This window comes from Salipiger sp. HF18 (genome assembly GCF_011806505.1).
In the GTDB taxonomy this organism is placed as follows: domain Bacteria; phylum Pseudomonadota; class Alphaproteobacteria; order Rhodobacterales; family Rhodobacteraceae; genus Salipiger; species Salipiger thiooxidans.
Window position 1 is genome coordinate 1 of sequence record NZ_JAATOS010000374.1, and the last position, 3,936, is coordinate 3,936.

At 69.9% G+C, this 3,936-nt stretch carries 2 protein-coding genes; both read right to left on the reverse strand.

Annotated features, from left to right (window positions below; all coding sequences use genetic code 11):
* Positions 1 to 367: 367 nt before the first annotated feature.
* The gene (gene gghA, locus HC022_RS20770) at positions 368 to 2,773 is read right to left on the reverse strand and encodes a glucosylglycerol hydrolase (protein WP_167453687.1); all 2,406 of its coding nucleotides are present in this window, start codon (positions 2,771 to 2,773) and stop codon (positions 368 to 370) included.
* A 603-nt stretch (positions 2,774 to 3,376) separates the two neighbouring features.
* Positions 3,377 to 3,936, reverse strand: a 560-nt coding sequence (locus HC022_RS20775) for a 2-hydroxychromene-2-carboxylate isomerase (protein WP_167453688.1), incomplete at its 5' end; no start/stop codon positions are given.

Below are 3,936 nucleotides of genomic sequence, written 5' to 3' on the forward strand. Positions count from 1 at the left end.
TTCGCCGAGTCCGTGGTCACCGGCACCGCCGCGCTGGCGCTCGACACGCTGGGCGTGCCGGAGCCGCTCGACGCCGCCCGCGCGCTCTGGCAGGCCCGCGCCCCGATCGCCGTCTCGGCCTGAGGGCTTTTCCGGCCTGGCGTCCTTACCGCCCCCGGACGCTCTGCCCGATCCCGGTCCCCCCGCGGCGCGACATGTATCGGAGGCCCTCAGCCGGTCCCAGGCCCGAGCTCAAGACCGGACCCAGATGCAGTTGTCGACCGCGCTCGGGCCGCGCCTAACGCCCGGGCCCCAACCGAGACCCGGACAAAGACCACGCCCATGTCACGGCTCACGCTCAGGCCCCGGCGCAGGCCCCGGCGCAGGCTCAGTGCGGCTCGCCCGCGAGGTGGGTGATGTCGAGCCCTCGGGTGAACACCAGCCCCATGCTGTCGCGCAGCACCAGCGGGCCGCCGATGTAGTCCGCCCCGATCCCGGGGCCGCGGATCGTCAGGTGCCAGTCGTTGCGGCTGACGCTGTCGGGCAGCAGGTCGAGCGGGTCGATGTCATCGGTCTCGCCGCCCTCCATGTGGCAGACGGTGAAGACCTCGCCCCCCTGCGGCGCATTGCGCAGCGCCACGAAGACCGTGCGCCCGTCGATGGGCTCGAGATAGCGGAAATGGTCGTCCGGGCCGAGGTTCTGCCGCAGCCACGGGTTGTTCAGCCGGAACATCCGCAGCCGCCGCATGGCGTTGGTCTGCACCGGGTCGAGCTTCGAGGTCGAATGCGAGACGTTGCAGTATTCGTGCATGTCATCCATCCACGCCCGCGCGATCTGCTTGAGCCCGCCCACGGTGATCGGGCGCGGCCCCGCCAGCGGCGGCTCGACCGCGTTCAGCAGCGTGGCGATGGTGTTGAGGTCGTAGTCCGTCACGTCGACCAGTGCCGGCAGGAACTCGAGGAAGCGGGCGAGATCCTCGCGGGTCTCGAAGCCCAGTTCCTTGAGCCAGCGGAAGGCGCCGGGCACCGAGTAGCTGTACTCGTCCACCTGCCATTTGAGCGAGATCGCCTCCTCGGAGACGACCTTCACCCCGTACTTGTCGTCCTGGTTGCGGATGAAGCCCCAGCTGGCCCGGGCGGTGGCATTGAGGAAATCCATCGGCACGCCCGGCAGCGCGGCATAGGTCAGGATCGACACCGCGGGGTTGTCGTAGGCCTTGTCGAGGATCTCCATCTTGGTGTCGCCGAGACGGGTGTTGATGTTGAGCTTGGGGTTCACCTGCGTGCCCCGGCGCAGCGTGTCGTGGTTCGCGGTCCCCGAGATCCAGTTCGAGCCGCGCTTCAGGATCTCCTGCAGGCGCCAGTACTTGGACAGCCAGAAGGTGTAGATGAAGGGCGTGTTGTGGGCGAAGGTCAGCGGCCCCCACTGGAACACGTCCGGGTCGGTCTCCTTCTGGTTCTCGATGACCGCGCGGTAGTCCGAGCTCAGCTCCCAGTCTTCCTGCGGCCACGGCCGACCGTCCTCGAAGACGAACCACGGGCGGTAGTCGACACCGGCCACGTTCTGCACGAGGTCGGACATCTCCTGCAGGTAGGCGTCGTCGTGGCGCATCTCCTGCGTGGAGGCGTCCCACCACTTGAAATCCTGCGCCCCGTCGACGCGCACCCCGTCGGCGCCGAAATCCACCTTGCGGCGCTGCATCTCGAGCAGGATCGCCCGCACGAAGGGGTTATGGTAGGCGAGGTTCTGGCCGTACATGTTCGGCCCGGCGAAGAAATGGCTGTTGAGCACGCCGAGGCCCTGATTGTCCGAGTGGCCGAAGACCACGTCCAGCACCAGCATCTTGGGCCAGTGCGGGAAGTTGTGCAGCACCGCGGCAAGATCCACCAGTTCGTCCGGACGCGCGGTCTCGAGCAGCACCGGGTTCACCGTGGCCATGCCCGAGATCACGATGTCATAGCCCCAGTTCGTGGTGTCGGGCCGCATCAGGTGGGCGGTGACGCGGGTCTCGTCGCTGTCGGTGTCGGTCCAGAACGCGGGTCCGGCCTCGTAGACCGTCGTGGGCTCCACCGGCAGCAGCTGCACCGCGTCGTACCCCGCGAGGAGCTCTTCGTCGGGCTCGAGCGTCAGCCCCGCCCCAACGCGCGCGGCGAGGCGCTCGAACTGGCGGGTGAGCGAGGCCAGCGTGCCGCCGGGGGGGGCGGTGGGCACGTGCACCTGCAGGATCGAGGTCGGCGGCGCGAACTTGTGCGGGCCGTCCTTGCGGCCCTGCTCGAAATAGCCCTTGTCCTGCCGCCGCGCCTGCATGGCGGGAAGATCGTAGATCTCGGCCGGGGCGAAGGCGCCATAGGGCAGCGAGGCCGCCAGCGGGTCGAGGATGCGGTGGTAGTCGCCTTCCTGCCCGCGGTAGACCAGCGCGTAGAAATCGCCGACCCGGTCGCGGTCGCCGGCGTGCAGCCCGGTGGCGGCGGCAAAGGTGAAGGCCTCGCAGCGGGACACCGGCAGCAGCACCCGGTCGAAGGACACGTCGCTCTGGCTGGCGGTCAGGTCGATGGCCTCGTCCGGGCGCAGGATCTCGAGGAAGACGTCACCGTCGGCAATGCGCCAGTCCTGCAGCTCCGGGGTCCAGAACCCGAACTCGACGCGGTCGCCCTCGACCGGCGCCCCGAGCCGCGGGGCGATGCCCCGCCCCGCCGCAAAGCGGTCGGGCGCGGTGTTGAGCACGTCCTGACACCACTGGGCGCGGTGCTGGGCGGCGTCGCAGTCACTGGCGATTTCGGGCATGTCCTTCATGTCGTCTCCGTTCTGTCGTTGCGCGACGCCGGACGGCGCATCGGCGCGTGAACCCCGGTCGGGGCGCCCCTTGCTCGGCGCATCCGCCGTCGGGCGGCGGCGCGAGGGGCCGGCTCTGCGCCTCTTGGCGCACGGGTGGCCCTTCACGTGCTGAGTGAGGGGCCGGGTTGCGCCGGTGGCGCAGCGGGTCGGTGCGGCGCCTTTGGCGCGTGTCGGTCTCGTTGCGCCGGGCGCGCAGGGCTGCCACTTGCGGAGCGGATCTCAGGTCGCGCACCTTCGGCGCGGGGCTTGGTGGCCGCACCACGGGTTCAGACGTCAGCCCCTGCACCCGTGGTGCAGGGCTTGGCTGCCGCACCCCTGGTACCGGCTTTTGTTACCGCACCTCAGGTGCTTGTTTCAGCTGCTCCACCTCCGGCGCAAGTCACCGCCCATGCGCCTGCGGCGCGAGACGGCAACCCTGATGCCCAAGACTAGCCCGCATGCCCGGGTCTTCAACGCAAAACGCCCCGTCCATGCCCGGACGGGGCGCCGATGGAGACGTCTTCGGCAGGTCTCTGCCCGACGGGCCCGCCTGTCAGCGTGACGCTGGCCGGTCCCGACCGTTCAGGCGGCGACCTTGCGCAGCGCCTCGCGCATGAAATCCAGCCGATCCTGGCCCCAGAAGCGCTCGCCGTCGATCACGTAGGTGGGCGAGCCGAAGACGCCCGCGTCGATGGCCGCCTGGGTCACCGCGTCGGCCTCGTCGCGCAACTCCTCGGTCTCGGCGGTGTGCAGGAGGTCCATGCAGGGCATATCGATCTGGCGCAGAGCCTCGCCAAGGTCGCCCGGATCGGCGATGTTGCGCCCTTCGGCCCAGGTGCCGCGCAGGCAGGCCATGGCGATGCTGTCCTGATCCAGCCCCAGCCGCCCCGCCGCGAGGATCACCCGGCAGGCAAGCCGCGTGTCGGCCGGGTAGTTCTCGGGGCCGACCTTCATCCGCAGGCCCCGCATCCGCGCCAGACGCCGCTGGTCCTCGACCCGGTAGCTGCGCGCCGCGTCGGACTGGTCGTAGGGCGGGCGGAGACCGCTTGCCTCGTAGACCTTCACCATGTCGATGGGCAGGAAACGGACCCTTGCGCCGGTCTCGCGCGCCAGCGCCATGAGCGCGGCGTGTCCGAGATAGG

Coding starts and splice junctions, on each gene's coding strand:
- gghA (WP_167453687.1), bottom strand. CDS start 2,773: ATGAAGGACATGCCCGAAATCGCCAGTGACTGCGACGCCGCCCAGCAC.